Source organism: Streptomyces ambofaciens ATCC 23877 (genome assembly GCF_001267885.1).
GTDB classification, from domain to species: domain Bacteria; phylum Actinomycetota; class Actinomycetes; order Streptomycetales; family Streptomycetaceae; genus Streptomyces; species Streptomyces ambofaciens.
In genome coordinates this window covers 2,295,111-2,318,032 of record NZ_CP012382.1, presented here as the reverse complement: position 1 = coordinate 2,318,032, position 22,922 = coordinate 2,295,111, and the positions used below count along the sequence as shown (strand labels likewise).

Here is a 22,922-nt window from a genome sequence, read left to right as displayed (position 1 = left end):
GACCAGCCAGTAACCGCAGGTCCGGCCGCCACTGTTCACAAGAGGCACGCCCTGCTTACGCTTGATCGCCATGTCACCCACACCGCCCGGCAACACGACGACCCGCGTCCACGTGGTCAGCGACGTCCACGGCAACGCCCGCGACCTGGCACGGGCCGGCGAGGGCGCGGACGCCCTCGTCTGCCTCGGGGACCTGGTCCTCTTCCTCGACTACGCCGACCACTCGCGCGGCATCTTCCCCGACCTGTTCGGCGTCGCGAACGCCGACCGCATCGTCGAGCTGCGCACCGCCCGCCGCTTCGCCGAGGCACGGGAGCTCGGGGCCCGGCTGTGGGCGGGCGTCGGCGGGGACCGGCAGGCAGTGATCGAGGGGGCCGTGCGCAAGCAGTACGCCGAGCTGTTCGCCGCCTTCCCCACCCCGACGTACGCCACCTACGGCAACGTCGACATGCCGCCCCTGTGGCGCGAGTACGCCGGCCCCGGCACCACCGTGCTCGACGGGGAGCGGGTGGAGATCGGCGGCCGGGTCTTCGGCTTCGTCGGCGGCGGATTGCGCACGCCGATGCGCACGCCCTACGAGATCGACGACGAGGAGTACGCCGCGAAGGTGGAGGCCGTCGGCGAGGTGGACGTGCTGTGCACGCACATCCCGCCGGACGTGCCGGAGCTCGTCTACGACACGGTGGCGCGGCGCTTCGAGCGGGGCAGCCGGGCGCTGCTGGACGCGATCCGCCGCACCCGTCCCCGGTACGCGCTCTTCGGGCACGTGCACCAGCCGCTGGCGCGGCGGATGCGGATCGGGGCGACCGAGTGCGTGAACGTGGGGCACTTCGCGTCCACGGGGAAGCCGTGGGTGCTGGAGTGGTGAGCCGGGGCCGCCGGCGCCTCGGCGGCCGACCTGCGCGGGCAGGTGGTGACGATCGCCGGGTCCGTGCGCGATAGCCTTCACGCGGCACACACGTGCGCGCCACGGGCGCACGACGACCTCAGTAGCGGCCCGCATTCGGAGGAGCCACGGCGATGGCGGAACACACCAGCTCGAGCATCACCATCGAGGCGGCACCGGCCGACGTCATGGCGGTGATCGCCGACTTCGCCCGCTATCCGGACTGGACCGGAGAGGTGAAGGAGGCCGAGGTCCTCGCCACCGACGCACAGGGGCGCGCCGAGCAGGTGCGCCTCGTCATGGACGCCGGGGCCATCAAGGACGACCAGACGCTGGCCTACACCTGGGCCGGGGAGCACGAGGTCTCCTGGACCCTGGTCAAGTCCCAGATGCTGCGCTCCCTCGACGGTTCCTACCTGCTGCGGTCGGCGGGCGCGGGCACGGAGGTCACCTACCGGCTCACGGTCGACGTCAAGATCCCCATGCTCGGCATGATCAAGCGCAAGGCCGAGAAGGTCATCACCGACCGGGCGCTGGCGGGGCTGAAGAAGCGCGTGGAGTCGGGCGCGAAGTAGTCCGCGGAGCGGCCGCCGAGACCCCGGCCCCGGGGCGGGCGGTGCCGGCCCGGAGACGACCGTGGGCGGCCCGCCCGACGTGCGGGACTCCGGGGGCCCCGCCCCGCGGCCCTCGGCGTGCCGCCGCCGCCCGCCCTGCCGCGCGGGGGCGGCCAGCGCGGAGGCGGCTTACGGGCCGTGCGCGAAGGTACCGTTCAGCACCATGCGCACCATCCTGATCACGGGGCCCGGCGGCAGCGGCCGTACCACCGTCGCGGCCGCCACCGCGCTCGCCGCCGCCCGTGCGGGGACCCGCACCCTGCTCCTCGGCGCCGACCGTGACGACACCCTCGGTGCCGTGCTCGGCGTGCGCACGGGCCCGGCGCCGGTCGGTGTCGAGCCCCGCCTCACCGCCTGGCGGCCCGACGCCGACCAGGGGTTCCGGGACGGTCTCGCCGCCCTCCAGGACCGCGCCGCCTCCGCCCTCGACCTCCTCGGCGCCACCCGCCTCGACGCCGAGGAGCTCACCCCGCTCCCCGGCGCCGGCGAACTCGCCCTGCTGCGCGCCGTGCGCGACGCCTCCCTCGCCGAGGCCCACGACCTCCTCGTCGTCGACCTCCCGCCCGCGCCCCGCGCCCTCGCCCTGCTCGCCCTGCCCGAGGAGCTGCGCCGCTACCTGCGCCGCCTGCTCCCGCCCGAGCGGCAGGCGGCCCGCGCCCTGCGCCCCGTCCTCGGCCGGCTCGCCGGCGTCCCCATGCCCACCGAGGCGCTGTACGAGGCCGCGGCCCGCTGGGACCTGGAACTTGCCGCCGCCGAGGCCGTCCTCGCCGACCGGCGCACCGTCGTACGCCTGGTCGCCGAGCCCGGCCCGGCCGGAGACGACGCCGTCCGCGCCGCCGCCCTCGGCCTCGCCCTGCGCGGCCTGCGCACCGACCTGCTGGTCGCCAACCGCGTCCTGCCCGAGGACGCGGCCCCCGGCGGCGGCTGGCTCGCCGGCCCCGTCGCGCAGCAGCGCAAGACACTGGAGGAGTGGCGGGGCACCCACGACGTCCGCGCCCTCGCCCACCTCGGGCACGACCCGCGAGGCACCGACGACCTCGCCGCGCTCGCAGCGCCGGGCGTCAACCCGGACGCCACCCCGGTCGAGTGGCCCGTCACCGACCGGCTGGCCGGGGACGGCGTGCTGGTCTGGCACATCCCGCTGCCCGGCGCCGTACGCGACGAACTGGACCTGGTCCGCCGCGGTGACGAACTGGTCGTCACCGCCGGGCCGTTCCGCCGCATCGTCCCGCTGCCCTCCGCGCTGCGCCGCTGCACCGTCGACGGGGCCGCGCTGCGGGAGGGCGTCCTCGCCGTCCGGTTCGCACCGGACCCGCGGCTGTGGCCGCAAGGACGCTGAAGCCCGGTTGCCCGGTTGCCCGGTTGCCCGGTTGCCCGGTTGCCCGGTTGTCCGGCTGCCCGTTTGCCCGGGGGCGGCGGGGGTGGCGGGGGTGGCGGGACCGGCGGCGTCCCGCCCGTGTGGCTGGGTGCGGCGGAGCACGCCGGCGGGAGCCGGTGCGGGGGTGCGGCGGTGCGGCCGGGGGAGCGGCGGGTGCCGGGCTGTTCCCGAGGCCGTGGCCCGATCCGTCGGACGTACCCCGGGTCCGTTCGGGTAACGTCGTAGGGACGAACCGTAGTCAGGAGTCCGTCATGAGCGAAGAGCTCCCCAAGCCCGAGGCCGCTCGCCCCGACGAGGCCGACGCGGTCGACGAGGTGCGGGCGACCGACGCCGACGCCTGGGCGACGGCGTGTGCCGAGGACCTGAAGGCGGAGAAGGCCCGCCGCCGCGCCGAGCACGGGCCGCAGCCCGGCTCGGCCGCCGAGGAGCTGCGCCGGCTCGTCGACACCGTCGCGGACAAGCTGTCCGGCCTCCAGTCCCCGCTGCTCGGCCAGGTCGCCGGACCCGCCGCCCAGCAGGTGGTCCGGCAGGTCGTCCAGCAGGCCAAGGCCGCCGTCGAACCGGTCATCGAGCGCAACCCGGGCGTCTTCGACCACCTCGCGGCCGCCGGCGGTGAACTCCTCGCCGCCTACCGTTCCGCCGTACAGAACCAGGAGAGCCGCTGGACCGCCGGAGACACCGCGGCCGCCGGGAACACCGCGGACACGGACCCCCGTGACCCCCGCGACCTGGACGAACGCCGCGCCGACGGGCGTGACGACGGTGACGAGGGCACCGGCCCGGGCCAGCGCATCGACTTGGACTGACACTCCCCTCGGGTACGGTTGGCCTTAGCGGGGCTCGACCGAACTGAGGGATTCATGGGACTCACCATCGGCGTCGACATCGGCGGCACGAAGATCGCGGCCGGCGTGGTCGACGAGGAAGGCAACATCCTCTCGACCCACAAGGTGCCGACCCCGGGCACACCCGAGGGCATCGTGGACGCCATCGCCTCCGCGGTGGAGGGCGCACGGGCCGGGCACGAGATCGTCGGCGTGGGCATCGGTGCCGCCGGGTACGTCAACCGCCAGCGCTCCGAGGTCTACTTCGCGCCCAACATCGACTGGCGCAACGAACCGCTCAAGGAGAAGGTCGAGGCCCGCGTCGGCCTCCCGGTCGTCGTGGAGAACGACGCCAACGCCGCGGCCTGGGGCGAGTACAAGTTCGGCGCGGGCAAGGGCCACCGCAACGTCATCTGCATCACGCTCGGCACCGGCCTCGGCGGCGGCATCATCATCGGCAACAAGCTGCGCCGCGGCCACTTCGGCGTCGCCGCCGAGTTCGGCCACATCCGCATGGTGCCGGACGGCCTGCTGTGCGGCTGCGGTTCGCAGGGCTGCTGGGAGCAGTACGCCTCCGGCCGCGCCCTCGTGCGGTACGCCAAGCAGCGCGCCAACGCCACCCCCGAGCGCGCCGAGGTGCTGCTCGCGCTCGGCGACGGCACCCCCGACGGCATCGAGGGCAAGCACATCTCGGTCGCCGCCCGGCAGGGCTGCCCCGTCGCCGTCGACTCCTACCGGGAGCTGGCCCGCTGGGCCGGTGCCGGGCTGGCGGACCTGGCCTCGCTCTTCGACCCGTCCGCCTTCATCGTCGGCGGCGGCCTCTCCGACGAGGGCGACCTGGTCCTCGACCCGATCCGCAAGTCCTACAAGCGGTGGCTGGTCGGCGGCAACTGGCGTCCGGTCGCCGACGTGATCGCCGCCCAGCTGGGCAACAAGGCCGGCCTGGTGGGCGCGGCCGACCTGGCCAGGGAACCCGACCCGATCATGTGACGATCGCCCTCCGGTGCCGGGGGGTGTGCCGACCGACGAGCGCGGGGCGGAGCCGATCCACGGCTGCGCCCCGCGGGCGCGTCCCACCCCGTACGGACGGGCGTTGAGCCCTGTACCGACGGGCGTTGAGCCGCGCATCGGTGGGTGTCGAGCCGCGCATCGACGGGCGTTGAGCCGCGCATCGGTGGGTGTCGAGCCGCGCATCGACGGGCGTTGAGTCCTGTACTGGCGGTTGCCGAGCCGCGCATCGGCGGGCGTCACGCCCCGTACCGACGGGCGATGAGCCCCGTACCGGCGCCCGTCGAGCCCCGCACCGGCGGGCGTCGCCCCGACGCCCCGACGCCCCGACGAGCCCAGCGCCGACGCCCCGACGAGCCCAGCGCCGACGCATCGACGCCCCGACAAGCCCCCTACCGACGCCCCGACAAGCCCCGTACCGACGGCAGACGCCGTGCGCCTCGCGCCCCGAGTCGTCGGGGCACCGGCCGTGCGGTCCCGTAAATTGACGGCATGGCAACGTCGCTCCAACCGCTCCCCAACTCCCGCACCGACGCCGACGGTTCCGCCGTCATCCGGGTCCTCAGCTACAACATCCGCTCGATGCGCGACGACACCGACGCCCTCGCCCGCGTGATCGCCGCCTGCGCCCCGGACCTCGTCCTCCTCCAGGAGGCCCCCCGCCTCTTCCGCTGGCGCAAGAAGCTCACCCGGCTCGCCGCCGCGTCGGGGCTGGTCCTCCTCTCCGGCGGCGCCACCGCCGCCGGTCCCGCGCTGCTGTGCTCCCTGCGCGCCACCGTCGAGCGCACGGAGGACGTACTGCTCCCGCTCACCCCCGGGCAGCACCGCCGCGGCCTGTCCACCGCCTTGGTCCGCTTCGGCGGGGCCCGCGTCGGCGTCCTGAGCTGTCACCTCTCGCTGCGGCCGGACGAGCGCCACGAGCAGGCCGGTCTGCTCCTCGACCGGCTGAAGGCCCTGGGCGTGACGCACGCGGTCGCGGGCGGTGACCTGAACGAGCGCCCCGGCGGCCGCACCTTCCGGCGGCTCGGCGACGGGCTGCGGGACTGCTGGACCGCCGAGCCCTGGGGCCGTGAGTACACCTTTCCCGCCACCGAGCCGGACCGGCGCATCGACGCGGTGTTCGTCACGGAGGGCATCGAGGTCCTGGGCTGCGGCGTGCCGCTCGGCCTGCCCGGGGTGGCCGAGGCCGACCTGAGGGCGGCCACGGACCACCTCCCGGTCCTGACCGCCCTGCGCGTACCCGCCTCCGCGACCTGACCCGCCCGACAGAGCCCGACCTCGGCGCCCCGGCCACCGCGCCCTAGACCACCGCGCCCTAGACCACCGCGCCGCGTCCCGGATCGTCGTCGTCCTCGTCGCCCGTGCGCATCCGCATGACCAGGGTGGCGAAACCGCCGAGGAAGCCGCCGATGCTCAGGGTCGTCAGCCACCACGTCATGTCCCAGCCGAGCACCACGGCCAGCAGAAGCAGCACCGGTCCGCCGAGCACGCCCAGCCACGCGAACTTCGCCGTGGTGTCACCCTCGGGCAGCGGCGGCGGCTCGGGCGGCACGAAGTGACCCTCGTCGTCCTCGCCGAGATCGTCGTCCGAGGACTCGGCCAGGCTGTGGTCGCGCGGGCCGCCGACCCCGGGCGCGAACGCCACGGAGCCCCCCAGCGGCCGGGCCGAGGCAGGCCGGTCCGACGCGGGCCGGTCCGACGCGGGCGCCTCCGGGTCCGGCTTGTCGTCGTTGGTCTCCGGCTCCAGAAGCGCCAGGTCCTCCACCGACTTGAAGGGCTTCGCGCCCGGCGGGTCCGGCGGCTCGTCCCCGTACCCGGCGACGATCGCGGCCCAGGCGGCGTCCTCGTCGATCGGCACGCCCCGCTCCCCGGGACCGCGGTCCTCCGCGCGCCCCGGTCCCTCACGGTGTTCCCGCTCCCGCTCCACGTCCCGCTCCTCGCGGTCCTCGCGGTCGGAGTCGTGCTCAGCCACCTGCGGCCGTCCCTTCCTTGCCGAGACCGGGCTCCGGCTCCTTGACGGAACCGGGCGCGAGCCGGCCGATGAACGCGACGCTCTCCGCGAAGATCCGGTCCGCGTCGTGGTCCAACGTCGCCACGTGGTAGCTCTGTTCCAGCAGGATCTCGGTCACGTCCGTGGACGACACCCGGCCGAGGACGCGGGCCGAGTCGGCCGGCGGTACGACATGGTCCTGCGGGCTGCGCAGCAGCAGCAGCGGCTGGGTCACCTGCGGAAGATCGCCGTCGGCGAGACGGAAGAAGGTCCGCAGCGAGTACGCCGCGTGCAGCGGCACCCGGTCGTACCCGAGCTCCGTGCCGAGCGGCTTGGCGATGTCGCTGGCGATGCCCTTCGTCGCGGGCAGCAGGTGGCGCAGGACCGGAAGAGCGTGCTGGGCCACGCCGTGCATCCGGTTCGCCGGGTTGACGACGACGACGCCCGACAGCGCGTCCCCGTGCTTGGCGGCGAGCCGCAGCGCCAGCGCGCCGCCCATGGACAGGCCCGCCACGAAGACACGCGCACAGCGCTCCCGCAGGGCGCGCAGCTCGCGGTCCACCTCCGCGTACCAGTCCTGCCAGCCCGTGACCTGCAGGTCCTGCCAGCGGGTGCCGTGCCCGGGCAGCAGGGGCAGGGCGACGGTCAGATCGCGCGCGGCGAGGTACCGGGCCCAGGGGCGCAGCGACTGCGGGGAACCGGTGAAGCCGTGGCAGAGGAGGACGCCGACCTCCCCGCCCTCGTGGCGGAACGGCTCGGCTCCGGGCAGGACCGGCACGACTCGGTCTCCTGTCGTCAGGGGGCCGGCACAGCCGGCACGTCGGGCGGGACGCACACGGGTGCTGTGCACGCGGATGCGGTACTTGCGGGTGCGGTACTTGTGGGTACTTCACCGTACGCGACCGTACTGACACCGACCAGGGCCGTCGGGGCCATTGACGGTGCCCCGGGATAAGGTCTGACCCACAGACACAGGAGGCACTCGGTTGTTGTACGGCGCGATGAAGGTCACCGTCGGGGGTTCGCTGAAGCTCGCCTTCCGGCCCTGGGTGGAAGGCCTGGAGCACATCCCGGCCGACGGCCCCGCCATTCTGGCGAGCAACCACCTGTCGTTCTCCGACTCGTTCTTCCTGCCGGCCGTCCTCGACCGCAAGGTGACCTTCATCGCCAAGGCCGAGTACTTCAACACGCCCGGGGTGAAGGGCCGGCTGACCGCCGCCTTCTTCAAGGGGGTGGGCCAGCTGCCCGTCGACCGCTCCGGCGTGCGCGGCGCGGGCGAGGCCGCGATCAAGAGCGGCATAGAGGTCCTGGAGCGCGGCGAGCTGTTCGGCATCTACCCCGAGGGCACGCGCTCCCCGGACGGCCGGCTCTACCGCGGCAAGCCGGGCGGCCTCGCGCGCGTGGCCCTCGCCACCGGCGCGCCCGTGATCCCGGTCGCCATGATCGACACCGAGAAGATCCAGCCGCCCGGCAAGGTGATGCCGAAGCTGATGCGGCCCGGCATCCGTGTCGGCAGGCCCCTGGACTTCACGCGCTACCAGGGCATGGAGCACGACCGCTTCGTCCTGCGCGCGGTGACCGACGAGGTCATGTACGAGATCATGAAGCTTTCCGGCCAGGAGTACGTCGACATGTACGCGACCGCCATGAAGCGGCAGCTCGCGGACGCGGCGAAGGCCGAGAGGGAGGCCGGCAAGGCGGCGAAGGCCGCGCTCGCCCAGGCCGAGAAGGAACAGACGGCCAAGGAGAAGGCCGCGGCCGAGCAGGACCGGTCCGACGACCGGTAGGCCGGAGACCAGGACGTAGGGCCGGGGACGGGGGGACATGGCCAGGCGCGAGAGAGTCATGAGGATGTCGGTCGAGCAGCCGCTGTGGCGCGCGCTCGCCGGCTACCGCGTGCTGACCATGCTGTACGCGATCGGCTTCTTCGCCACCGCCTACTCGGGCTTCACCCGGCCCTGGCTGGCCGTCGCCTACTACGCCGTCCTCTTCGTCTGGACCCTGGCGACCCTCCCCAAGGTCTCGGGCGAGGCGAGCTGCACCAAGCGGTTCCTCGCCGCCGACCTCACCGTCGCCCTCACCGGCATCCTCCTCACCCCGCTCGCCGACGCGCCCGAGCGGGTCATGGACGGCGGCCCGACGCTGCCCTCGATATGGACCGCCGGCTCGGTCCTCGCCTTCGCCATCAAGGGCGGCTGGCGCTGGGCCGCCGTCGCCTCCACCCTCGTGGCCGTCGCCAACCTGGTCGAGCGGGGCAGCCCGGCCCGCGACACCGTGCACAACGTCATCCTCGTGTGGGTCGCCTCCATCGCCATCGGCTACGTCGTCGAGGTCGCCCGCGCCTCCGAGCGCACCCTCGCCCGCGCCCTGGAGATCGAGGCGGCGACCCGGGAGCGGGAGCGGCTCGCCCGGGACATCCACGACAGTGTGCTCCAGGTCCTCGCGATGGTGCAGCGGCGCGGCGCCGTCATCGGCGGCGAGGCGGCCGAACTGGGCCGGATGGCCGGTGAGCAGGAGGTGGCGCTGCGCACGCTGGTCTCCGGGGGCCTGGTCCCCGTGTCCCGGGTGTCGGAGGACGCCGCCGAGGGCGCGGTCGTACGGGCGGTGGAGGAACCGGAGGGCGAGGGACCGGGCGGTCCCGTCGACCTGCGCGCCCTGCTCGCCCCGTACGCCGGCTCACGCGTGCACCTCGCCGAGCCGGGCGCGCCGGTCCTGCTCGCGCCCCCCGCGGCCCGGGAGCTCGCGGCGGCGGTGGGGGCCGCCCTGGACAACGTGCGCAAACACGTGGGGGAGGACGCGCGCGCCTGGATCCTGGTCGAGGACGAGCCGGACGAGGTGATCGTCACCGTCCGCGACGAAGGACCCGGCATCCCCGAAGGGCGGCTCGCCGAGGCCGAGGGAGAGGGACGGCTCGGCGTGGCCCTGTCGATCCGGGGCCGGCTGCGCGATCTCGGCGGCAGGGCCGAGCTGATCTCGGTGCCCGGGCAGGGCACCGAGGTCGAACTGAGGACACCCAAGGAAACCGGCGACGCCGTCGCCCGGGAGGAGGCAGCGGACCGTGAGTGAACGACAGGGCCCGATCAGGGTCATGGTGGTCGACGACCACCCGATGTGGCGCGACGCCGTCGCCCGGGACCTGGCCGAGTCCGGCTTCGACGTGGTCGCCACCGCCGGCGACGGGGACCAGGCGGTCCGCCGCGCCCGGGCCGTCACCCCCGACGTCCTCGTGCTCGACCTCAACCTGCCCGGCAAGCCGGGCGTCCAGGTCTGCAAGGAGGTCGTCGGCGCCGACCCGACGCTGCGCGTCCTCGTGCTCTCCGCGAGCGGGGAGCACGCCGACGTGCTGGAGGCGGTGAAGTCCGGCGCGACCGGATACCTGCTGAAGTCGGCCTCGACCGAGGAGCTCCAGGACGCGGTCCGCCGCACGGCCCTCGGCGATCCCGTCTTCACCCCGGGACTGGCCGGTCTGGTCCTCGGCGAGTACCGCCGCCTCGCCTCCGAACCGGCCCCCGCCGCCGAGACCGGTGAACCCGGAGCGCCCCGGCTCACCGACCGCGAGACGGAGGTGCTGCGCCTGGTCGCCAAGGGCCTGAGCTACAAGCAGATCGCCGAACGCCTCGTCATCTCCCACCGCACCGTGCAGAACCACGTCCAGAACACCCTCGGCAAGCTCCAGCTCCACAACCGGGTGGAACTCGTGCGGTACGCGATAGAACGGGGTCTGGACGACGCGTGACCCCGCGCGGGACAGTGGCAGGGTCCTGAACCACCCGCCGTGGCAAGGGAGTTAAGCGATGAAGGTCGGAGTACTGACCGGAGGCGGCGACTGCCCCGGGCTCAACGCCGTCGTCCGCGCCATCGTCCGCAAGGGCGTCCAGGAGTACGGCTACGACTTCACCGGCTTCCGGGACGGCTGGCGCGGCCCCCTGGAAGGCGACACCGTCCGCCTCGACATCCCGGCCGTCCGCGGCATCCTGCCCCGCGGCGGCACCATCCTGGGCTCCTCGCGCACCAACCCGCTCCAGCACGAGCACGGCATCCGGCGCATCAAGGAGAACCTCGCGAAGCTCGGTGTCGAGGCGCTCATCACCATCGGCGGCGAGGACACCCTCGGCGTCGCCACCCGCCTGGCCGACGAGTACGGCGTGCCCTGCGTCGGCGTCCCCAAGACGATAGACAACGACCTGTCCGCCACCGACTACACCTTCGGGTTCGACACCGCGGTCGGCATCGCCACCGAGGCCATCGACCGGCTGCACACCACCGCCGAGTCGCACATGCGCGTCCTCGTCGTCGAGGTCATGGGCCGGCACGCCGGCTGGATAGCGCTGCACTCCGGCCTGGCCGGCGGCGCCAACGTCATCCTCATCCCCGAGCAGCGCTTCGACATCGAGCAGGTCTGCGACTGGGTGACCTCCCGGTTCCGTGCCTCCTACGCCCCGATCGTGGTCGTCGCCGAGGGGGCGATGCCGCGGGACGGCGACATGGTGCTCAAGGACGGGTCGCTGGACTCCTACGGGCACGTCCGGCTGTCCGGCGTGGGCGAGTGGCTGGCGAAGGAGATCGAGAAGCGCACCGGCAAGGAGGCCCGGACCACCGTCCTCGGCCACGTCCAGCGCGGGGGCACGCCCAGCGCGTTCGACCGCTGGCTCGCCACCCGCTTCGGCCTGCACGCCGTCGACTGCGTCCGCGACGGCGACTTCGGCAAGATGGTCGCCCTGCGCGGCACGGACATCGTCCGCGTCCCGATCGCCGAGGCCACGGCCCGGCTGAAGACCGTGGACCCGAAGCTCTACGCGGAGGTCGGGGTCTTCTTCGGCTGACCGGCCCGACCGGCCCGACCGGCGACCGACCGGCCCGACCGGCCCGACCGAGCGGCGGGCGGCGGCCCCGGACCGTATATTCGGCCGGAGCCCAGCAGAACGGGAGCGGTCATGGAGATCCTGGCCTTCGGTGTCCAGGCCGACGAGAAGCCCCTGATCGAGCAGGCCTTCCACGGCCACGACGAGGTCCGCTGCCTCGACGTCTTCCTCAACGAGGTCACCGCCCCCATCGCGGCCGGCCACGAGATCGTCTCCTCGTCCGTCAACGCCGACCTCGGCGCGGACGTCCTGGAGATCCTCGCGGCCGGCGGCACCCGGATGGTGGCCCAGCGCTCCACCGGCTTCAACAACATCGACCTCGACACCGCCGGGCGCCTCGGCATGACCATCGCCCGGGTCTCGTACTACTCCCCGTACTCGGTGGCCGAGTTCGCCTGGACCCTCGCCATGGCCGTCAACCGAAGGATCGTGCGGGCCTCCACCCGCACCCGCGACTTCGACTTCCGGCTGAACGGCCTGATGGGCCGGGACATGCACGGCCGCACCGCCGGAGTCCTGGGCACCGGCAAGATCGGCGAGGCCTTCGCCCGCATCGCCCACGGCTTCGGCATGCGGCTGCTCGGCTGGGACGTCGCCGAGAACCCCGCCTGCACGGCGCTCGGCATGCGCTACGTCGACAAGGAGGAGCTGCTCGCCGGGTCCGACCTGGTCACCCTGCACGTCCCGCTGATGCCCGAGACCCGGCACCTGATCGACGCGGCCGCCCTGAAGACGATGCGGGACGACGCGATCCTGCTCAACTCCAGCCGCGGCGGGCTCGTCGACACCGCCGCCCTCGTGACGGAGCTGCGCGCGGGCCGCTTCACCGGCGTCGGCCTGGACGTGTACGAGGCGGAGGCGGGCCTGTTCTTCCTCGACAAGTCCCTGGAGGCCATCGCCGACGACACCCTGGCCCGCCTCGTCACCTTCCCGAACGTGCTGGTCACCTCGCACCAGGCGTACTACACCGAGGACGCCGTCGGCCAGATCGTCGACGCCACCGTGAAGAACGTCCTCGACTACCGGGCGGGCCGCCGCTCCGAGAACGTGCTCGTCCCGCGCAGCTGACCGACCAGCTCCCGCACGATCGCCGCGCCGTTCAGCGTCAGCACGGACTCCGGGTGGAACTGCACCCCGGCGAAGCCCGGCCCGCGCAGGGCGTGCACCTCGCCGCCCGCCGCCCGGCTCACCTCCACGCCGTGCGCGGCCAGCTCACCGGCCGCCGCGTCGTCGCAGCGCGCGGTGAAGCTGTTGTAGAAGCCGACCGTCTCGCGCCGCCCGAACAGGTCGATCTCCGTCTGGGCGCCCTGGTACGGCACCTCCTTGCGGACGATGTCCAGTCCCAGCTCCGCCGCGATCAGCTCGTGCCCGAGGCAGACCCCGAGGACGCCGTGCCGCGTCTCCCGGAGGACGTCGGCGGTCAGGGCGCGCAGGAAGCGCATCCTGGGGTCGGCCGGGTCCGAGGGGTCGCCGGGGCCGGGCCCCAGCACCACCGGGCCCTCGTGAGCGAGCACGGTCGCGCGCAGTCCCTCCTCGTCGTACCGCCGCACGCTCACCGTGAGCCCCGACGAACGCAGCACGTGCGCCAGCATCGCCGTGAAGGTGTCCTCCGCGTCGACGACCAGGGCGTGTCCCTCCAGCGCGCGGGACGGCTCCTGCATCCGCAGCCAGAACGGGGCGAGCGACGCGCGTCGCCCGTCCAGTGCCGCCCGTACGCGCGGGTCGTCGGCCAGCTTCGGCCGCCCTGCCTCCGTACGCGGCCGGGAAGGGCGTACGCCCAGCGCGGCCAGCACCCCGGCCGCCTTGGCGTGGGTCTCCGCGACCTCGCCCGCCGGATCGGAGCCCCGCACCAGCGTCGCGCCGACCGGCACCCGCAGCCGCCCGGCGGCGTCGATGTCGGCGGTGCGGATGAGGATGGGCGAGTCGAGCGTCTGGGCACCGCCGGAATCCCGGCCCAGCAGCGCCAGCGCGCCGGAGTAGTATCCGCGTCCCCCGACCTCATGTCGCTCGATGACCCGGCAGGCGTTCTGCACCGGCGAGCCGGTGACCGTCGCCGCGAACATCGTCTCCCTCAGCACCTCCCGCACGTCCAGCGAGGAACGGCCGCGCAGCTCGTACTCGGTGTGCGCGAGGTGCGCCATCTCCTTGAGCCGCGGACCGACGACCACGCCCCCCATGTCGCCGACGGTGCACATCATCTTGAGCTCCTCGTCGACCACCATCGACAGCTCCTCGATCTCCTTGCCGTCGGCGAGGAAGCCCAGCAGGTGCTCGGGGGTCGGCCCCCCGGCGGGGTAGCGGTAGGTCCCGCTGATCGGGTTCATGACGACCGTGCCGCCGGTCCGCCTCCCGCCGCCGCCCTCCACCGGGAGCGCGTCGCGCTCGCCCCGCCCGCCGGACATCCGCACGTGCACCTCGGGGCTGGCCCCGACCAGCGTCCGGTCCCCGGTGTGCACGACGAAGGTCCAGTACGCGCCCCGCTCGCCCTCCAGCAGCCGCCGGAACAGCGCCAGCGCGTCCGCCCGCCCGAACCCCGGGACGCGGCCCTCGTACGTCCGGCGGATCACGAAGTTGGCGCCCTCGCCGGCCCCGATCTCCTCGTCCAGCACCCGCCCGACGATCCGCGCGTACTCCTCGTCACCGACGTCGAAGCCGCCGCCCTCGACGCGGACGTCGTGCGCGGGGAGCCGGTCGAGGACCTCGGCGAGCGGGATGTCGTACCGCTCCTCGGGAGTCAGCACCAGCAGCGGCGTGCCGTCGTCGCGGACGTCGAATCCGCGCTCGCGGATCTGCCGGAAGGGAACGAGCGCCAGCCCCTCGTCGGGCAGCCCGGCGAGTCTGTCGTGCTCCGTGACCGGGCCGAGGAGCAGCTCCACGGTGTCGTGGTCCAGGCCCGGGGTGCGCCGGCGGAGCAGGGCGAACGGGCGGGAGTCGGTCGCAAGGGCGTCGAGCGGTGTCATGGGTCCGTTTCCTTCTCGGTCTGTGGGAGAGAGGAACGGTCCCCGGTCGCAAAAACGCCGAAGGCCGCCCCTCGGGCGGCCTTCGCGAAGTCTTACGTCACGCGCAGTCAGCGGGCCGCCGGATGAGCGGTCCACCACCAGTTCTGGATCGAGTGCGCGAACATGCCGACGACCTTAACGCATCCGCCCGCGGCACGTCCCGGGATGCACCCACGTCGGCGGCGGCACGCGGCGTCCTCGCGATAGGTGCGCCCGTACACCGGGACCTACGGGGCCCGCCGTGGGCGTGGTCACGTCCGGTGTGCCGGCGGCGGTGGCGAACTGGCCGGGCTTGTTGCGGAACCACGCCTTCTTGCCGCCGTACCAGATGGCGGTCCAGTCCTGCTGTGCCTCGGCGACGACCTACTCGCCGCCGGCCACGACCTTGTTGGCCCGGTTCCAGCCCTCGGTCGAGGTCCGGCTGCCCAGGTACGGGTCGGTGAGGGTGGCCGAGGTGGTGCTCGGCGAGGAGTGCAGGTACGTGAAGTTCGCGGGCTGCGCGGGAACCGCCGCCCCGCCGTTGGTGAGCTTCGGCTGGTTCGCCGTGGTGAACGGCGGCACCACGCGGATCACCTGACCGGCCCGGTACGGGCCGCCCGGGCCCTCGGCGCCGGTCGGGGCGCCCAGCAGGTCCATGGAGTGGTTCCAGTCCCAGAACGGGCCCGGGTCCCAGTGCTGTGCCGTGACCTTGGCGTCCAGGACGCCCGGCACCTCGTCGTGGCCGATGATGTGCTCACGGTCCAGCGGAATGCCGTACTTGCCGGCCAGGTGCTTCACCAGGGCGGCCGAGGACTCGTACTGCGGCTCAGGGTACCAGCTGCCGTCCTTGAGCCCTCGCGCTCGATGCCGATCGAGTGCATGTTGAGGCTCTTGTTGCCCGCGTGCCACCTTCGTTGTTGTTCTCGTCCGTCTGGGTGACCGGGCCGTCGGAGGCGCGGATCAGGTAGTGGGCGCTGGCGTACGTCTTCGGGTTCTGGAAGATCCCGAGCGCGCTCTGGTAGCTGCCCTCGGTGTCGTGCAGCAGGATGGAGTCGATCTCGTGACCGGCCTCGGGGCGGCTCGCCACGGCGTAGTCGCCCCAGTCGTCCAGGCCGGTCGGGGGCCCCGGCGGCCCGGGCGCCCGCGAGGTCGAAGTCGGTGCCCCGGTCCGGCTCCACCGCCGGATCGGCCGGCAGGGTGAGCACGTCGAAGGCGCGTGAGGTTACCAACCCCTGTCCCACGGGCCGCGCGGGGGTGCCGTCTCACCTGTCGAGCCGTGCGAAAACCGCTGGACGGGACCCCGTAGGGTTGAGGGGTGACCGTGAACGCTAAGACCAGCCCGAGCGCTGGCAACACCTGGCGAGACCTGCCCGCGGCGCAGCAGCCCGAGTACCCCGACACCGAGGCTCTGCGCGCAGTGATCGCGGACCTCGAGTCGTATCCGCCGCTCGTCTTCGCGGGCGAGTGCGACCAGCTGCGCGCCCGGATGGCGGCCGTCGCCAAGGGAGAGGCGTTCCTCCTCCAGGGCGGCGACTGCGCCGAGGCCTTCGACGCGGTGTCCGCGGACCACATCCGCAACAAGCTGAAGACGCTGCTCCAGATGGGCGCCGTCCTCACGTACGCCGCGTCCGTGCCCGTCGTGAAGGTCGGCCGGATCGCCGGCCAGTACTCGAAGCCGCGCTCCAAGCCGACCGAGACCCGCGACGGCGTGACGCTGCCGACCTACCGGGGCGACTCCGTCAACGGCTTCGACTTCACCGAGGCGGCCCGGATCCCGGACCCCGAGCGCCTCAAGCGCATGTACCACGCGTCCGCGTCCACGCTGAACCTGGTGCGCGCCTTCACCACCGGCGGTTACGCCGACCTGCGCCAGGTGCACGCCTGGAACCAGGACTTCGTGAAGTCCTCCCCCTCCGGCCAGCGCTACGAGCAGCTCGCCCGGGAGATCGACAACGCGCTGAACTTCATGCGGGCCTGCGGTACCGACCCGGAGGAGTTCAAGACCGTCGAGTTCTTCTCCTCGCACGAGGCGCTGCTGCTCGACTACGAGTCGGCGCTGACGCGGGTCGACTCGCGCACCGGGCAGCTGTACGACGTCTCCGCGCACATGGTGTGGATCGGCGAGCGCACCCGGCAGCTGGACCACGCGCACATCGAGTTCGCCTCGCGCATCCGCAACCCCATCGGCATCAAGCTCGGCCCCTCCACCACGGCCGAGGAGGCGCTGCAGTACATCGAGCGCCTGGACCCCGAGCGCGAGCCCGGCCGGCTGACCTTCATCGTCCGCATGGGCGCGGACAAGATCCGCGACAAGCTCCCCGAGCTGGTCGAGAAGGTCACCGCCTCCGGGGCGACCGTCGCCTGGATCACCGACCCGATGCACGGCAACACCTACGAGGCCGCCTCCGGTCACAAGACCCGCCGCTTCGACGACGTGCTCGACGAGGTCAAGGGCTTCTTCGAGGTGCACAAGAGCCTGGGCACCCACCCGGGCGGCATCCACGTGGAGCTGACCGGCGACGACGTCACCGAATGCGTCGGCGGCGGCGACGAGATCTTCGTCGACGACCTGCACCAGCGCTACGAGACCGCCTGCGACCCGCGCCTGAACCGCAGCCAGTCGCTCGACCTGGCGTTCCTGGTGGCGGAGATGTACCGGGACCAGTGACGGTCCGCCCCTCGGACGGGCGGGTGAATGGGGCGCGGGTCACACACGATCCGCGCCCCTCCACTTTTTTCGATCTTGGGTGATGGGTAAGGTTAGGTTTGCCTCACCGATCAACGGGCCTTCCGGCCGTCGGTACGGCACGACCTTGTACCCGCTCGGGAGGTGAACCGCGTGTTCGTCTGCAGCTGCTTCGGTGTCACCGAGGAACAGGTGAAGGGCCACGCGGAGGCCGGTGCCTGCACGCCCCGGCAGATCGCCTCCGCCTGCAAGGCGGGCACCGACTGCGGCGGCTGTGTGCGGCGCATCCAGGCGCTCCTCGGTCGCGGCGCGTGCCCCCGCCGGGAGCTGGCCGACCAGGGCGGACCGGTCCTCGCGGAGCTTCCCGAAGCCGCCTAGGTGGGGCCCCGGGCCCTCAGAGCGAGCCCGGCCCCGACGGGTCCGGCTGCGTCTGCTCGATGACCGTCGACAGGTAGAGCGACTCGCCCAGCTTGTCGATCAGTTCCAGCTGGGTGTCCAGATAGTCGATGTGGTGCTCCTCGTCGGCGAGGATGGCCTCGAAGACGTTGGCCGACGTGATGTCGTTCTTGGCCCGCATCACCTCGACGCCCCGGCGCAGCCGGTCGATGGCCTCGACCTCGATCTCCCGGTCGGCCTGGAACATCTCGGTCACGCTCTGGCCCACCCGCACGTGGAACAGCCGCTGGTAGTTCGGCAGGCCGTCGAGGAGCAGGATGCGGTCGGTGAGCACCTCGGCGTGGCGCATCTCGTCGAAGGACTCCGCGCGCGTGTACTTCGCGAGCTTGGTCCAGCCCTTGTGGTCCTGCAGCTTCGCGTGCAGGAAGTACTGGTTGATCGCCGTGAGCTCGGCGGTCAGCTGCTCATTGAGGAACTCGATGACCTCGGGGTCGCCCTGCATCGCTTGACGCTCCTTCGAACGGGAACCGGCCTGTTGCGCCGCATGATTGCACCGGTATCGAAGATCGTCCAGTAAGTCTTGACTTAGTAAGTAAGTGCAGGCTTAGTCCGTAACGCCCGGCTTTGCCCGAATGTAAGGGGGGTGGGTCAGGGGCATCGGTCCGGGTCTGTCAGGATGGAGGCATGGGTCAGCCGGTGGGAAACGAATCGGGAGAAGGCGGTTCGCAAGGAGCGCAGCGGTTCGAGCTCCCGCCGGGACAGCGGCTCCAGCGCGGCTGGCCGGTCACCCACTACGGTCCGGTGCCCAAGTTCCGCCCCGAGCGCTGGGAGTTCCGGGTCTTCGGCGCCACCGCCGACGGCGACAAGCGCGGCTGGAACCACGAGGAGTTCACCGCCCTGCCGTACACCACGGTCGTCGCCGACCTGCACTGCGTCACGAAGTTCAGCATGCTCGGCTCGGAATGGGGCGGTGTCCCGGCCGGCACCATCCTGGACCTCGCCCCGCCCGCGCCCGCCGTCACCCACGTGATGGTGTGGGCGGAGTACGGGTTCAGCTCCAACCTCCGGCTGTCCGACTTCGCCGCCGAGCGGACCCTCTTCGCCACCCACAAGGACGGCGAGCTGCTCACCGCCGAGCACGGCTTCCCGCTGCGGCTGGTCGTCCCGCACCTGTACGCCTGGAAGGGCCCGAAGTGGGTCCGGGGCATCGAGTACATGACCGCCGACCGCCGCGGTTTCTGGGAGGAGCGGGGCTACCACAACATCGGCGACCCGTGGCGGGAGCAGCGCTACTCCTACCAGGAGGAGCCCGGGGACGGCCCCGATCTCTGACCGCCGTGCGGTCCCGGCGGCGGTCAGCCGTCGCGCAGCTTCTTCAGCCGCTCCACATCCGCCGCGTGTCCTTCCTTGCCACCCGGCGTCTCGATGACCAGCGGAACCCCCTCGGTCGCGGGATGGGTCATCAGCGCCCGGAACGGGTCCTCGCCGATGTGACCGGCGCCGATGTTCTCGTGCCGGTCCTTGTGGGCGCCGGCCACGTCCTTGGAGTCGTTGGCGTGGATCAGCCTCAGCCGGCCCTCGCCGACCGTGTCCACCAGCAGGTCCAGGGTCTGGTGCATGCCCGCCGGTCCGGTCAGGTCGTGCCCGGCCGCGAAGATGTGGCAGGTGTCCAGGCACACGCCGAGTTTCGGGTGGGCGTCCAGCGCCTCGAAGTAGGGCCCGAAGTCCCAGGTCCGTGAGCACAGGGAGGCGCCCTGGCCGGCGGTCGACTCCAGCAGCAGGTACGGGTCGTCGTCGTGGGTGAGCTCGTCGAGCAGCGGCAGCATGTACTCCCGTACCTGCTTCAGCGCCACCGACCGGTCCCGGCCGCCGGTGGCGCTGCCGGTGTGCACGACCACGCCGAGCGCTCCGATCGCCCGCCCGCGCCGCAGTGAGTGGCGCAGCGAGTCCACGGACCGCTCCACCGTCGCCTCGGTGTGCGAGCCGAAGTTGATCAGATACGGCGCGTGCACGTACGCGGGGATCGACTCCGCCGCGCATGCCTCCCGGAACGCCTCGTCCTGCTGCGGACTGCCGGCCGGCGTGGCCCAGCCGCGCGGGTTGGCGACGAAGACCTGCACGGCCTCCGCCCTCAGCTCACGGGCGTAGGACAGGCCCACGGAGTGCAGGCCCCCGGCCACGGGGACGTGCCCGCCGACCGGGTTGCGGGGGAGCGGGGCGGTGGTGCGGGAGAGGGCGGACCGTTCACTGTTCACCCGTTCAGGGTGTCATGCGTCCCGCCCCGCCCCGTCACGCGAGGGCCCCGCCGCCGGTCACCTGATGGTGATCTTGATGGTGGAGCCCTTGGGGGCCGTGTCCCCGCCGTCCACGGACTGGTCCTTCACCGTGTCGCCGAACAGCCCGAGCAGGCCCCGGTCCTCGTCCACCGCGAAGCCGGCGTCCTCCAGCTTCCGCGCGGCGTCGTCCACGCTGTCGCCGACCACGTCCGGCACCTCGATCATCTCGGGTCCCTTGGACACCGTGAGCGTCACCGTGTCGCCCTCGGCCGCCCGGCTGCCCGGGTCCGGCGTCTGCCGGGCGACCTGGCCCTTGTCGTACTCGGAGTGCACCTGCGCGGTGGCGACCTTCACCTTCAGACCGGCCTCGGTCAGCTCGGCCCGCGCGTCGGACAGGGCGTCACCGGTGACGTCCGGCACGTCGATGGGGCTGCCCTTGCTGACGACCAGGGCGACCGCCGAGCCGGCCCGCACGGTGGTGCCCGTGGCCGGCTTGGTGGAGATCACGAAACCCTTGGGTGCCTCGTCGCTGAAGGCCCGGGTCACCATGCCCGGCTCCAGTCCCTCGTCCTCCAGCAGGGTCCGCGCCCGGTCCAGCTTGTAGCCCGCGACGTCCGGCAGCTTCACGGTGTCGGGACCGTCGGAGATCGTGAACGACACGGAGTCGTTCTTGCGGATGCGGGCGCCCGCGCCGGGGTCGGTGCTGATGATCTTCCCGCGCTCCACCGTGTCGCTGTAGGCGTGCCGGACCTTGCCGACGTCCAGGCCGGAGTCCTCCAGGCGGTCCCGGGCCTGCTCCTCGCTCTTGGACAGCAGCGGCGGCACCTTGGTGAACTGGCCGGAGTTGATGTACCAGACGCCCGTGCCGACTCCGAGGACCAGCAGGACGGCCACGACGACCGCGAGCGGACCGCGCCGCAGCTCCGGGCGCCTGCGCCGGGGCGGCGGCGGTGGGGGAGTGGCGAGCCGACTGGTGCGGTCGACGCCGTCCGCGGGGTACCGGCCGGCCGTGCCCTCCTCGTCGGCGGGCAGCGGCTGGGAGGGGGCACCCCCCGCGCGGGTGAAGCCGGGCGTCGGGGAGGAGGCCAGCGCGCGCGGGATCACGCTCGTGCGGTCCTCGGCGTTGTCGTGCTCGCCGCTGAGTGCCTGCGGCGGCACCGCGTCCAGCTGTTCCGCGCTCAGCGTGCCGCGCGCGAGGCGGGCCTGCGCGAGCAGCGCCACGGCGTCGTGCGGACGGATCCCGGGGTTGCGCGCGGTGGCCGTCGCGACCAGCTCGTCCAGCTCAAAGGCCATCTCCGGGACGGCGGCCGACGGCGGCGGCACGTCCTCGTGGAGGTGCTTGTAGAGGATCTGGGCCGGGGTGTCGCCCTCGTGGGGCTTGCCGCCGGTCAGCATCTCGTACAGGACGACACCGCAGGCGTACACGTCGACCCTCGGGTCGGCCGTGCCGTGCTCGATCTGCTCGGGCGCCAGGTAGGACACCGTGCCGAGGACGGACCCGGTGGTGTGCGTCACGGTGTCCACGGCCCGGACCAGCCCGAAGTCGGCGACCTTGACCCGGCCGTCGTCCCCTATCAGGACGTTCTCCGGCTTCATGTCCCGGTGCACGAACCCGGCCCGGTGCGCGGCGCCGAGCGCGGCCAGCACCGGCTCCAGGATGTCCAGCGCGGCCCGCGGCCGGAGCGCCCCGCGCTCGCGCAGCACGTCACGCAGCGTGCAGCCGGCGATGTACTCCATCGCCAGGTAGACGTACGCCCCCTCGGCGCCCTGGTCGAAGACCTGCACCACGTTGGGGTGGTCGAGCCGGGCGACCGACTTCGCCTCCCGGATGAAGCGCTCCACGAAGGTGGCGTCGGTCGCGAGCGTCGGGTGCATCACCTTCAGCGCGAGCACGCGGTCCAGGCGGGTGTCCACGGCCCGGTAGACCGTGGCCATCCCGCCGACCGCGATCCGCGCCTCGACGCGGTACCGGCCGTCGAGCACCTGCCCGACGAGAGGGTCCTGAAGGGTCGTGTCCACGCAGGTGAGTGTACGAGCCACCACGGACACCCGGCGTCGCCGTCGGCGATCGGGGGCGGTACTGCAGCGCACCTGTGACGTACTCCACCGGCGCCGCGGACCCGCGTGCGCCCCGGCGCCCGAACGGCCCGGGAGGCGACTTCGGGACGACGCGGAGGGCGGGCGGCGGCACGACCTGAGCGCGTGAGCCCCGGGGGACGGCACCCGTGCTCAGAAGGCGGGCCGCTCGGGGTCCAGCGCCGCCAAGCCCTCCGAGGGGGAGGACGCCTCGGCGAACCGCCGCCGGGGTATCCGCCCCGCCCGCCGGGCCAGCCGCCCCGCCTCCACCGCGGCCCGCATGGCGCCGGCCATCAGCACCGGCTCCTGCGCCCGCGTCACCGCCGACGCGAGCATCACCCCCGCGCACCCCAGCTCCATCGCCAGCGCCACGTCGGAGGCCGTGCCGGCCCCCGCGTCCAGGATCACCGGCACGCGCGCGTGCTCCACGATCAGCTCGAAGTTGTGCGGGTTGCGGATGCCGAGCCCGGACCCGATCGGCGAGCCGAGCGGCATGATCGCCGCACATCCGACGTCCTCCAGCTTCCGCGCGAGGACCGGGTCGTCGTTCGTGTACGGCAGCACCGTGAACCCGTCGTCGACCAGCGTCTCCGCCGCGTCCAGCAGCTCGATCGGGTCCGGCAGCAGGGTGCGCTCGTCGGCGATGACCTCCAGCTTGACCAGGTCCGTGCCGAGCGCCTCGCGCGCCAGCCGGGCGGTGAGGACGGCCTCCCCGGCGGTGAAGCAGCCCGCCGTGTTCGGCAGCACCCGGATGCCGAGCCTCTCCAGCACCGACAGCACGGACCCGTGCACCGAGGCGTTCACCCGCCGCATCGCGACGGTCGTCAGCTCCGTACCGGAGGCCACAAGCGCGCGCTCCAGCACATCGAGGCTGGGCGCCCCGCCCGTGCCCATGATCAGGCGGGACGTGTAGGACGTACCGCCGAGGACGAAGGGATCGTCGGCCAT

Annotated in this window: 24 protein-coding genes; 14 read left to right on the top strand and 10 right to left on the bottom strand. The window is 73.0% G+C overall.

The features are described 5' to 3' along the window. Positions 1-112 precede the first annotated feature (112 nt). The 6 genes from SAM23877_RS10445 (at position 113) to SAM23877_RS10420 (ending at position 5,967) form a co-directional block, all read left to right on the top strand. A complete protein-coding gene (locus SAM23877_RS10445) occupies positions 113-868 on the top strand; it encodes a metallophosphoesterase family protein (RefSeq protein WP_053142348.1) in 756 nt (251 codons plus the stop codon). Positions 869-1,020: 152 nt separating this feature from the next. Beyond that, a complete protein-coding gene (locus SAM23877_RS10440; RefSeq protein ID WP_053129517.1) occupies positions 1,021-1,461 on the top strand; it encodes an SRPBCC family protein in 441 nt (146 codons plus the stop codon). Between the two features lie 202 nt (positions 1,462-1,663). Beyond that, on the top strand, positions 1,664-2,839 hold the full coding sequence (locus SAM23877_RS10435; protein ID WP_053129515.1) for an ArsA family ATPase: 1,176 nt from the start codon (positions 1,664-1,666) through the stop codon (positions 2,837-2,839). 290 nt (positions 2,840-3,129) lie between these two features. After that, the gene (locus tag SAM23877_RS10430; RefSeq protein WP_053129512.1) at positions 3,130-3,684 is read left to right on the top strand and encodes a DUF5304 domain-containing protein; all 555 of its coding nucleotides are present in this window, start codon (positions 3,130-3,132) and stop codon (positions 3,682-3,684) included. A gap of 54 nt (positions 3,685-3,738) precedes the next feature. After that, on the top strand, positions 3,739-4,692 hold the full coding sequence (locus tag SAM23877_RS10425; RefSeq protein ID WP_053129509.1) for an ROK family glucokinase: 954 nt from the start codon (positions 3,739-3,741) through the stop codon (positions 4,690-4,692). 510 nt (positions 4,693-5,202) lie between these two features. Then, a complete protein-coding gene (locus SAM23877_RS10420; RefSeq protein ID WP_053129506.1) occupies positions 5,203-5,967 on the top strand; it encodes an endonuclease/exonuclease/phosphatase family protein in 765 nt (254 codons plus the stop codon). Between the two features lie 58 nt (positions 5,968-6,025). On the opposite strand, the gene SAM23877_RS10415 is transcribed toward SAM23877_RS10420, so the two are convergent. Continuing rightward, the gene (locus SAM23877_RS10415) at positions 6,026-6,682 is read right to left on the bottom strand and encodes a hypothetical protein (protein WP_053129503.1); all 657 of its coding nucleotides are present in this window, start codon (positions 6,680-6,682) and stop codon (positions 6,026-6,028) included. Then, complete coding sequence (locus SAM23877_RS10410) at positions 6,675-7,478, bottom strand: alpha/beta hydrolase (protein ID WP_053129500.1); 804 nt, start codon at positions 7,476-7,478, stop codon at positions 6,675-6,677. The genes SAM23877_RS10415 and SAM23877_RS10410 overlap by 8 nt, the downstream gene beginning before the upstream one ends. 223 nt (positions 7,479-7,701) lie before the next feature. On the opposite strand from SAM23877_RS10410, the gene SAM23877_RS10405 reads away from it, so the two are divergent. From SAM23877_RS10405 to SAM23877_RS10385, 5 genes are all read left to right on the top strand, one after another. Continuing rightward, positions 7,702-8,487, top strand: a complete 786-nt coding sequence (locus SAM23877_RS10405; protein ID WP_053142347.1) for a lysophospholipid acyltransferase family protein — start codon at positions 7,702-7,704, stop codon at positions 8,485-8,487. Positions 8,488-8,524: 37 nt separating this feature from the next. Next, a complete protein-coding gene (macS, locus tag SAM23877_RS10400; protein WP_053129497.1) occupies positions 8,525-9,766 on the top strand; it encodes a MacS family sensor histidine kinase in 1,242 nt (413 codons plus the stop codon). A gap of 22 nt (positions 9,767-9,788) precedes the next feature. Continuing rightward, positions 9,789-10,436, top strand: coding sequence for a response regulator (locus SAM23877_RS10395; RefSeq protein ID WP_053142345.1), 648 nt, complete (start codon positions 9,789-9,791; stop codon positions 10,434-10,436). A 58-nt stretch (positions 10,437-10,494) separates the two neighbouring features. Continuing rightward, a complete protein-coding gene (locus tag SAM23877_RS10390) occupies positions 10,495-11,523 on the top strand; it encodes a 6-phosphofructokinase (RefSeq protein WP_053129494.1) in 1,029 nt (342 codons plus the stop codon). Positions 11,524-11,634: 111 nt separating this feature from the next. Continuing rightward, positions 11,635-12,630 (top strand): 2-hydroxyacid dehydrogenase, encoded by a 996-nt coding sequence (locus SAM23877_RS10385; RefSeq protein WP_053129491.1) that lies wholly within the window; start codon positions 11,635-11,637, stop codon positions 12,628-12,630. Here the strand turns inward: SAM23877_RS10385 and SAM23877_RS10380 are convergent. The 4 genes from SAM23877_RS10380 to SAM23877_RS42065 form a co-directional block, all read right to left on the bottom strand. After that, positions 12,582-14,522 (bottom strand): anthranilate synthase family protein, encoded by a 1,941-nt coding sequence (locus SAM23877_RS10380; RefSeq protein WP_053129487.1) that lies wholly within the window; start codon positions 14,520-14,522, stop codon positions 12,582-12,584. The two genes, SAM23877_RS10385 and SAM23877_RS10380, sit on opposite strands and share 49 nt — an antisense overlap. A 107-nt stretch (positions 14,523-14,629) precedes the next feature. After that, positions 14,630-14,686, bottom strand: coding sequence for a trp operon leader peptide (locus tag SAM23877_RS42075; protein ID WP_079033853.1), 57 nt, complete (start codon positions 14,684-14,686; stop codon positions 14,630-14,632). A 238-nt stretch (positions 14,687-14,924) separates the two neighbouring features. Continuing rightward, positions 14,925-15,338 carry a peptidoglycan recognition protein family protein gene (locus SAM23877_RS42070; RefSeq protein WP_063796776.1) on the bottom strand — a complete coding sequence of 138 codons (414 nt, stop codon included), beginning with the start codon at positions 15,336-15,338 and terminating at the stop codon, positions 14,925-14,927. A 28-nt stretch (positions 15,339-15,366) separates the two neighbouring features. Beyond that, positions 15,367-15,627, bottom strand: coding sequence for an N-acetylmuramoyl-L-alanine amidase (locus SAM23877_RS42065; protein ID WP_063796775.1), 261 nt, complete (start codon positions 15,625-15,627; stop codon positions 15,367-15,369). Positions 15,628-15,855: 228 nt separating this feature from the next. Between SAM23877_RS42065 and SAM23877_RS10370 the strand changes: the two genes are divergently transcribed. Together SAM23877_RS10370 and SAM23877_RS10365 are read left to right on the top strand one after the other, a co-directional pair. Continuing rightward, positions 15,856-17,208 (top strand): class II 3-deoxy-7-phosphoheptulonate synthase, encoded by a 1,353-nt coding sequence (locus SAM23877_RS10370; RefSeq protein ID WP_053129483.1) that lies wholly within the window; start codon positions 15,856-15,858, stop codon positions 17,206-17,208. 162 nt (positions 17,209-17,370) lie between these two features. Further along, positions 17,371-17,604: a (2Fe-2S)-binding protein gene (locus SAM23877_RS10365; RefSeq protein ID WP_053129480.1), complete on the top strand. Its 234-nt coding sequence runs from the start codon at positions 17,371-17,373 to the stop codon at positions 17,602-17,604. A 16-nt stretch (positions 17,605-17,620) separates the two neighbouring features. Here the strand turns inward: SAM23877_RS10365 and bfr are convergent, their stop codons facing one another. Next, the gene (gene bfr, locus SAM23877_RS10360; RefSeq protein ID WP_053129467.1) at positions 17,621-18,124 is read right to left on the bottom strand and encodes a bacterioferritin; all 504 of its coding nucleotides are present in this window, start codon (positions 18,122-18,124) and stop codon (positions 17,621-17,623) included. A 182-nt stretch (positions 18,125-18,306) separates the two neighbouring features. Here bfr and SAM23877_RS10355 point away from each other — a divergent pair, with 182 nt between their 5' ends. Further along, complete coding sequence (locus tag SAM23877_RS10355) at positions 18,307-18,954, top strand: sulfite oxidase-like oxidoreductase (RefSeq protein ID WP_053129464.1); 648 nt, start codon at positions 18,307-18,309, stop codon at positions 18,952-18,954. Between the two features lie 23 nt (positions 18,955-18,977). On the opposite strand, the gene SAM23877_RS10350 is transcribed toward SAM23877_RS10355, so the two are convergent. The 3 genes from SAM23877_RS10350 to SAM23877_RS10340 form a co-directional block, all read right to left on the bottom strand. Beyond that, the gene (locus SAM23877_RS10350; protein WP_053129461.1) at positions 18,978-19,877 is read right to left on the bottom strand and encodes a deoxyribonuclease IV; all 900 of its coding nucleotides are present in this window, start codon (positions 19,875-19,877) and stop codon (positions 18,978-18,980) included. A gap of 57 nt (positions 19,878-19,934) precedes the next feature. Next, positions 19,935-21,917 carry a Stk1 family PASTA domain-containing Ser/Thr kinase gene (pknB, locus tag SAM23877_RS10345; protein WP_053129458.1) on the bottom strand — a complete coding sequence of 661 codons (1,983 nt, stop codon included), beginning with the start codon at positions 21,915-21,917 and terminating at the stop codon, positions 19,935-19,937. 210 nt (positions 21,918-22,127) lie between these two features. Then, on the bottom strand, positions 22,128-22,922 hold the full coding sequence (locus SAM23877_RS10340; RefSeq protein WP_053129454.1) for a thiazole synthase: 795 nt from the start codon (positions 22,920-22,922) through the stop codon (positions 22,128-22,130).

What these genes read in the sequence shown, in the direction of transcription:
- SAM23877_RS10440 (WP_053129517.1), top strand. Translation starts at nt 1,021, where the DNA reads ATGGCGGAACACACCAGCTCGAGCATCACCATCGAGGCGGCACCGGCC.
- SAM23877_RS10435 (WP_053129515.1), top strand. Translation starts at nt 1,664, where the DNA reads ATGCGCACCATCCTGATCACGGGGCCCGGCGGCAGCGGCCGTACCACC.
- SAM23877_RS10430 (WP_053129512.1), top strand. Translation starts at nt 3,130, where the DNA reads ATGAGCGAAGAGCTCCCCAAGCCCGAGGCCGCTCGCCCCGACGAGGCC.
- SAM23877_RS10425 (WP_053129509.1), top strand. Translation starts at nt 3,739, where the DNA reads ATGGGACTCACCATCGGCGTCGACATCGGCGGCACGAAGATCGCGGCC.
- SAM23877_RS10420 (WP_053129506.1), top strand. Translation starts at nt 5,203, where the DNA reads ATGGCAACGTCGCTCCAACCGCTCCCCAACTCCCGCACCGACGCCGAC.
- SAM23877_RS10405 (WP_053142347.1), top strand. Translation starts at nt 7,702, where the DNA reads ATGAAGGTCACCGTCGGGGGTTCGCTGAAGCTCGCCTTCCGGCCCTGG.
- macS (WP_053129497.1), top strand. Translation starts at nt 8,525, where the DNA reads ATGGCCAGGCGCGAGAGAGTCATGAGGATGTCGGTCGAGCAGCCGCTG.
- SAM23877_RS10395 (WP_053142345.1), top strand. Translation starts at nt 9,789, where the DNA reads ATGGTGGTCGACGACCACCCGATGTGGCGCGACGCCGTCGCCCGGGAC.
- SAM23877_RS10390 (WP_053129494.1), top strand. Translation starts at nt 10,495, where the DNA reads ATGAAGGTCGGAGTACTGACCGGAGGCGGCGACTGCCCCGGGCTCAAC.
- SAM23877_RS10385 (WP_053129491.1), top strand. Translation starts at nt 11,635, where the DNA reads ATGGAGATCCTGGCCTTCGGTGTCCAGGCCGACGAGAAGCCCCTGATC.
- SAM23877_RS10380 (WP_053129487.1), bottom strand. Translation starts at nt 14,522, where the DNA reads ATGACACCGCTCGACGCCCTTGCGACCGACTCCCGCCCGTTCGCCCTG.
- bfr (WP_053129467.1), bottom strand. Translation starts at nt 18,124, where the DNA reads ATGCAGGGCGACCCCGAGGTCATCGAGTTCCTCAATGAGCAGCTGACC.
- SAM23877_RS10355 (WP_053129464.1), top strand. Translation starts at nt 18,307, where the DNA reads ATGGGTCAGCCGGTGGGAAACGAATCGGGAGAAGGCGGTTCGCAAGGA.
- SAM23877_RS10340 (WP_053129454.1), bottom strand. Translation starts at nt 22,922, where the DNA reads ATGGCCGACGATCCCTTCGTCCTCGGCGGTACGTCCTACACGTCCCGC.